General features: G+C 67.7%; 6 protein-coding genes. 4 read left to right on the top strand and 2 right to left on the bottom strand.

Features of this window, described 5'->3' with window-relative positions:
* A partial coding sequence (locus tag V6M42_RS00295) for a pirin family protein (RefSeq protein ID WP_332676373.1) occupies positions 1-893 on the bottom strand: 893 nt, incomplete at its 3' end.
* A 36-nt stretch (positions 894-929) separates the two neighbouring features.
* Positions 930-1,418, bottom strand: a complete 489-nt coding sequence (locus tag V6M42_RS00290) for an Lrp/AsnC family transcriptional regulator (protein WP_332659214.1) — start codon at positions 1,416-1,418, stop codon at positions 930-932.
* A gap of 168 nt (positions 1,419-1,586) precedes the next feature.
* Here V6M42_RS00290 and V6M42_RS00285 point away from each other — a divergent pair, with 168 nt between their 5' ends.
* The 4 genes from V6M42_RS00285 to lpdA form a co-directional block, all read left to right on the top strand.
* Positions 1,587-2,798: a thiamine pyrophosphate-dependent enzyme gene (locus V6M42_RS00285; protein ID WP_332676371.1), complete on the top strand. Its 1,212-nt coding sequence runs from the start codon at positions 1,587-1,589 to the stop codon at positions 2,796-2,798.
* 2 nt (positions 2,799-2,800) lie between these two features.
* On the top strand, positions 2,801-3,925 hold the full coding sequence (locus V6M42_RS00280; RefSeq protein ID WP_332676369.1) for an alpha-ketoacid dehydrogenase subunit beta: 1,125 nt from the start codon (positions 2,801-2,803) through the stop codon (positions 3,923-3,925).
* 1 nt (position 3,926) lies between these two features.
* Positions 3,927-5,624, top strand: a complete 1,698-nt coding sequence (locus V6M42_RS00275) for a 2-oxo acid dehydrogenase subunit E2 (RefSeq protein ID WP_332676367.1) — start codon at positions 3,927-3,929, stop codon at positions 5,622-5,624.
* A gap of 5 nt (positions 5,625-5,629) precedes the next feature.
* Positions 5,630-6,978 (top strand): dihydrolipoyl dehydrogenase (gene lpdA / locus V6M42_RS00270; protein WP_332676365.1); only part of this gene is annotated, 1,349 nt, incomplete at its 3' end.

The raw sequence follows: 6,978 nt of genomic DNA, 5'->3' as shown, positions 1-6,978 counted from the left end.
TCGGGCGTCGAGGGCACGTCGGGCAGGGGGATGAACTCGATCGAGTCCTCGCTCGGCAGGCTCATGCGGCCGGCCTTCCAGTCGGCCTTGGCCTGGTCGATCCGCTCCTGTTTCGAGTGGACGAAATTCCACCAGATGATGCGCGGCCCGACCGGCTCGCCGCCCAGGACCATGACGGTCGAGGGTTTCAGCGCCTTGATGGTCGGCTCGGCGGTCGGCTCCAGAATGACCATCTGGCCCTCGTGGAAGGCGCGGTCGCCGACCTCGATCTCGCCCCTGGCCACATACAGCGCCCGCTCGGAATAGCCGCCCGCGCCCGCGCCGGGCGGGGGCGCCGTGCGCACCCCCTCGGCCAGTTCCCAGTGGACATAGAACAGCGGCGACGACACCGGCACGGCCGCCTTGGCGCCATAGGCCTCGCCGGCCACCAGCCGCGCGAACAGGCCGCCGTTCTCATAGGCGGGCTGGTCCGCCTCGCCGTGGTGATGGAAGCGCGGATCGGTCTCCTCGGACTCCTCGGGCAGGGCGATCCAGGCCTGCATGCCGTGCATCGGCCCGCCCTGGCTCTTCTTCAGCGGATCGGTGCGTTCGGAATGGACGATGCCCTTGCCGGCGGTCATCCAGTTGACCTCGCCCGGCCGGATGGCCTGGGTCGCGCCGGTGTTGTCCCGGTGCATGATCTCGCCCTCGAACAGATAGGTCAGGGTCGACAGGCCGATGTGCGGATGCGGGCGAACGTTGATCGCCTCCGACCCCGGCGCGAACTCCGCGGGCCCCATCTGGTCCAGAAATATGAAGGGCCCGACCATGCGGCGCGCGTGGAAGGGCAGCACCCGTCCGACCTCGAACCCGCCCAGATCCTTGCGGCGGGCGTCGATCACCATCTCGATCATGTCGAATCCCTCGGCGCGGCACGCGCCCGAACGGGACTATCCGACGTGCGGGGTCACGATGCCAAGGGGCAGGGCGGTCACATTCTTCACGCCGCGCGTGACGATGTGGCTCTCGCAGTCCGAGACGATGCCCAGGCTCAGCAGCTTGTGGCGCAGGAACTGGTCGAAGGCGTGCATGTCGGAGGTGATGATCCGCAGCACATAGTCCTCGCGCCCGGTGATGGTGGCGCACTGCACCACTTCGGGCCACTGGGCCACGGCGGCCTCGAAGGCGTCGAGGTTTTCGGTCGACGGCAGGCTCAGCTTGACGATCGCATAGACCTCGAAATCCAGGCCCAGCTTGGTCGCGTCCAGCAGGGTCACCCGCTTGCGGATGAAGCCCGTATCCTCCAGCCGCTTGATCCGGCGCCAGCACGGCGAGGCCGACAGACCGACCCGATCCGCCACCTCGGCCACCGACAATCCGGCGTCCTGCTGCAGGATGTCCAGAATTCGGGCGTCGACGGGATCCAGATCGTCAGCCAAGGCGTTTCTCCTGATTGTGTTCTCGCGCAATAAAATACCGCTAAACCGGCTAAGGCAAGGTCGAAATCGAGCGAGCCTTGTCTGGCGCCTCGTGCTAATTGCGCCTCAGGAAACGCGGTCGGATCAACCGGACGGCAGGACGGAATGAAGAAGCCCAATAGCCAAGCCTTGTCTTTGCGCGTGCCGGAGCCTTCGGGCCGGCCGGGCGACCCCACGGATTTCAGCCATCTGCTGATGGACCCGGCGGGCGTCGTCGAGCGCCCCGAGGTCTCGACCACGCCGTTCGACATGCGCGACCACGCCTTCCGGCTGATCCGCGTGCTGGACGACGACGGCAAGGCCGTCGGCCCGTGGAACCCCAAGCTGGACGCCGAGACGATGCGGCGCGGCCTCAAGGCCATGATCCTGACGCGCGCCTTCGACGACCGGATGCATCGCGCCCACCGTCAGGGCAAGACCAGCTTCTATATGAAGTGCACGGGCGAGGAGGCCATCGCCGTCGCCCAGGGCATGATCCTCTCGCGCGAGGACATGGGCTTCCCGACCTATCGCCAGCAGGGCCTGCTGATCGCGCGGGGCTATCCGCTCGCGACGATGATGAACCAGATCTACTCAAACGCTTCGGACCCGATCAAGGGGCGTCAGCTGCCGATCATGTATTCGGCCAAGGACTATGGCTTCTTCACCATCAGCGGCAATCTCGGCACCCAGGTGCCGCAGGCCGTCGGCTGGGCCATGGCCAGCGCCTACAAGGGCGACGACAAGATCGCCATCAGCTGGATCGGCGACGGCGCCACGGCCGAGGGCGACTTCCACAACGCCCTGACCTTCGCCGCCGTCTATCGCGCCCCGGTCATCCTCAACATCGTCAACAACCAGTGGGCCATCAGCTCCTTCCAGGGCATCGCCGGCGGGCTTGAGACCACCTTCGCCTCCAAGGCCATCGGCTACGGCCTTCCGGCCCTGCGGGTCGACGGCAACGACTTCCTCGCCGTCTGGGCCGCGACCCAGTGGGCCGAGGAGCGGGCCCGCTCCAACCAGGGCGCGACGGTCATCGAGCTGTTCACCTACCGCGGCGCCCCGCACTCGACCTCGGACGATCCGAGCCGCTACCGCCCGGCCGACGAGCACGACAAATGGCCGCTGGGCGACCCGATCGCCCGCCTGAAGCAGCACCTGATTTCGCTCGGCGAATGGTCGGACGAGCAGCAGACGGCCGCCGAGGCCGACGCCGTCGAACAGGTCCGCGCCGCCGGCAAGGAGTCCGAGGCCATCGGCACGCTGGGCCAGTCGCGCCCCTCGGTGAAGACCATGTTCGAGGAGGTCTATGCGACCGAGGACTGGCGCATCACCGAACAGCGGCGCGAGGTGGGGGTCTGATCATGAGCGAGCAAACCACCTTCACCGACGCGGACCGCCAGGACGGCATCGAGCCGGACATGGCCGACCAGAACCACGCCCCGAAATCGGAGGCGCCGGCCGACGGCGTCCAGCCGATGAACATGATCCAGGCCCTCAATTCGGCCATCGACATCAAGATGACCGAGGACCCGAACGTTCTCAGCTTCGGCGAGGACGCGGGGTACTTTGGCGGGGTCTTCCGCGTCACCGACCATCTGCAGAAGAAGCACGGCCTGACCCGCAGCTTCGACGCCCCGATCAGCGAATGCGGCATCGTCGCCGCCGCCATCGGCATGGGCGCCTACGGCCTGCGCCCGGTCGTCGAGATCCAGTTCGCCGACTACATCTATCCGGCCTACGACCAGATCGTCTCCGAGGCGGCCAAGCTGCGCTACCGCTCGGGCGGCCAGTTCACCAGCCCGATCACCGTGCGCTCGCCCTACGGCGGCGGCATCTTCGGCGGCCAGACGCACAGCCAGTCGCCCGAAAGCCTGTTCACCCATATCGCGGGCCTGAAGGTCGTCATCCCGTCCAACCCCTACGACGCCAAGGGCCTGCTGACCGCGGCCATCGAGGACGACGATCCGGTCATCTTCTTCGAGCCCAAACGCCTGTACAACGGCCCGTTCGACGGCTGGCACCAGAAGCCGGTCTCGCCCTGGAAGGCCCAGGAACTGGCCCAGGTCCCGACCGGCAAATACGTCGAACCGATCGGCAAGGCGCGCATCATGCGCGAGGGCGGCGACGTCACCATCCTCGCCTACGGCACCATGGTCTGGGTCTCGCTCGCGGGCGCCGAGCATGCCGGCGTCGACGCCGAGGTCATCGACCTGCGCACCCTCGTGCCGCTGGATATCGAGACCATCGAGGCCTCGGTGAAGAAGACCGGCCGCTGCGTCATCGTCCACGAGGCCCCCAGGACCTCGGGCTTCGGCGGCGAGCTGTCGGCCCTGGTGCAGGAGCGCTGCTTCTATCATCTCGAGGCGCCGATCGCGCGGGTGACCGGCTGGGACACCCCCTATCCGCACGCCTTCGAGTGGGAATATTTCCCGGGACCCGAGCGGGTCGCCACGGCCCTGAAGGCCGTCATGACCGGAGGGCGTTGAGATGGGCCGCTACGTCTTCAAACTGCCCGACGTGGGCGAAGGCACCGCCGAGGCCGAACTGGTCGCCTGGCACGTCAAGGTCGGCGACATGGTCGCCGAGGACCAGATCATCGCCGACATCATGACCGACAAGGCCACGGTCGAACTGACCTCGCCGGTCGCCGGCAAGGTTCTGGCCGCCCATGGGGAACCGGGCCAGCAGCTGGCCGTCGGCTCGCCGCTGGTGGAGTTCGAGGTCGAGGGCGCGGGGAATGCGTCCGACGTCAGCGCCGCCCCCTCCGTCTCCGCGCAAGAGCGCGGAGCCACCTCCCCATCCGCAAGCGCGGACGGGGAGGAGACCCGCACAGCCTCTCCTCCCCACGTCAGTGGGGAGGTGGCGCCGAAGGCGACGGAGGGGGCGACTCCGTCCTCACCGGGCAACTACGTCTTCAAACTGCCCGACGTGGGCGAAGGCACGGCCGAGGCCGAGCTCGTCGGCTGGCACGTCAAGGTCGGCGACACGGTCGCCGAGGACCAGCTTCTCGCCGAGGTCATGACCGACAAGGCCACGGTCGAACTGACCTCGCCCGTCGCCGGAACCGTTGCCGCCCTGCATGGCGAACCGGGCAAACAACTCGCCGTGGGCGGACCGCTTGTCAGCTTCGACGTCGCGGGCAAGGGCAATGTCGCGGCATCGGCGCCGGCCGTAAAAGTACCGGAGAATTCGGATACGCCTTCGCCTGCGAAAGCGGAGACTCCGAAGACGGTTGCGAAGACTTCGACGACGGCGCCGGCGAAAACCCTCGCCGAAGCCTTCACCACCCGCGCCGCCGGCCAGCGCCCGCTGGCCTCGCCCGCCGTGCGCAACCGCGCCCGCGACCTGGGGATCGAGCTCCAGTTCGTCCCCGGCTCCGGCCCCGCCGGCCGCATCGAGCATTCCGATCTCGACGGCTATGTCGCCTCTGGCGGCCGCGGATCGTCCGTGTCCGGATCATCGACCGGCTCGTCCTACGCCAGGGCCGAAGGAACCACTGAAACCCGCATCATCGGCCTGCGCCGCAAGATCGCGGAGAAGATGGCCGAGAGCGTCCGCCGCATCCCCCACATCACCTATGTGGAAGAGATCGACGTCACCGCGCTCGAGGAACTCCGGGCCCACCTGAACGCGACGAAGAAGAAGGACCAGCCCAAGCTGAACGTCCTGCCCTTCATCGCCCGCGCCATCGTCGTGGCCCTGCGCGACCAGCCGACCATCAACTCGCACTATGACGACGAGGCCGGCGTCCTGACGACGCACAACGCCGTCCATCTGGGCATCGCCGCCCAGACGCCGAACGGCCTGATGGTCCCGGTGGTCCGCAACGCCGAGGCGCGCGACCCCTACGATACGGCGCTGGAAATCGCCCGGGTCTCGGGCGCCGCCAAGGACGGTTCGGCGAAACGCGACGAACTGTCGGGCTCGACCATCACCATCACCTCGCTGGGGACCCTGGGCGGCATCACCCACACCCCCATCATCAACCACCCCGAGGTCGCCATCGTCGGTCCCAACAAGATCGCCGAACGCGTGGTGGTCAAGGACGGCCAGATGGTCGTGCGCAAGATGATGAACCTGTCCTCCAGCTTCGATCACCGCATCGTCGACGGCCACGACGCGGCCGTCTTCGTCCAGCGCATCAAGGGCCTGCTGGAGCACCCCGCGACGCTGTGGATGAATTGAGAACCATGGCTGACGCGATCAAAACCAAGGTCCTGATTATCGGCGCCGGCACCGGCGGCTATGTCGCGGGCATCCGTTGCGGCCAGCTGGGCCTCGACACCGTGCTGGTCGACGGCGGCGACGGTCTGGGCGGCACCTGCCTGAACGTCGGCTGCATCCCCTCCAAGGCCATCATCCACGCCGCCTCGAAATTCGAGACCGTGTCGAAAGCGGCCGACGGAGGCACGCTCGGCATCACGGCGGCCAAACCGGCCATCGACCTGTCGCAGACGGTGGCGTGGAAGGACGGCATCGTCAAAAAGCTGAACAACGGCGTCGCCGCCCTGCTGAAGAAGTCGAAGGTCAAGGTCATCAAGGGCTGGGCCCAGTTCTCGGACGCCAAGACCTGCACCGTGAAGACCGCCGAGGGCGACGTCGTCATCAGCGCCGAACACGTCATCCTCGCCACCGGCTCCGAGCCGGTCGAGCTGCCCTTCCTGAAGTTCGGCGGCGACGTCATCTCCTCGACCGAGGCCCTGTCGCTCCCGGCCGTGCCGAAGAAGCTGGTCGTCGTCGGCGGCGGCTATATCGGGCTCGAACTGGGCATCGCCTTCCGCAAGCTGGGGGCCGAGGTCGCCATCGTCGAAATGGCCGACCGCCTGCTGCCGCTCTACGACAAGGCCCTGACCGATCCGGTCCAGAAATGGCTGGAGAAGCACGGCGTCGAACTGCACCTCGGGGCCAGGGCCGGGTCGTTCGAAAAGGGCCAGCTCAACGTCACCACCAAGGACGGCGCGGCGATCAAGCTCAAGGCCGACAAGGTCCTCGTCACCGTCGGCCGCAAGCCCCGCACCCAGGGCTGGGGTCTGGAGAACATGGGCGTCGCCATGGCAGGCCCGTTCGTGAAGATCGACGACCGCTGCGCCACCAGCATGAAGAACGTCTGGGCCGTCGGCGACCTGACCGGCGAGCCCATGCTGGCCCACAAGGGCTCGGCCCAGGGCGAGGTCGTGGCCGAGATCATCGCCGGCCATGACCGCCGCTTCGATCCCGTCACCATCGCCGCCGTCTGTTTCACCGAGCCCGAAATCGTCTCCGCCGGCCTCGGCCCGCTGGACGTCGAAGGCCGCGACGACGTCATTCAGGCCGTCTTCCCCCTGGCCGCCATCGGCCGCGCCCTGGCCATCGAGGCCGGCGAGGACGGCGGCTTCGTCCGCGTGCTGGCGTCGAAGGCGGATCACCGCCTGCTGGGCGTCCAGGCCGTCGGCCAGCACGTCGCAGAGATGTCCAACAGCTTCGCCCAGATGCTGGAGATGGGCGCGGTGCTGGAAGACGTCGCCGGCGTCATCCACGTCCACCCGACCCTCGGCGAGGC

The organism is Brevundimonas sp., from assembly GCF_036677305.1.
GTDB lineage: Bacteria > Pseudomonadota > Alphaproteobacteria > Caulobacterales > Caulobacteraceae > Brevundimonas.
Note: the sequence above shows the minus strand (reverse complement) of the source record. Positions and strands in the feature narration are given on the sequence as shown.

What these genes read in the sequence shown, in the direction of transcription:
- V6M42_RS00275 (WP_332676367.1), top strand. Translation starts at nt 3,927, where the DNA reads ATGGGCCGCTACGTCTTCAAACTGCCCGACGTGGGCGAAGGCACCGCC.
- V6M42_RS00280 (WP_332676369.1), top strand. Translation starts at nt 2,801, where the DNA reads ATGAGCGAGCAAACCACCTTCACCGACGCGGACCGCCAGGACGGCATC.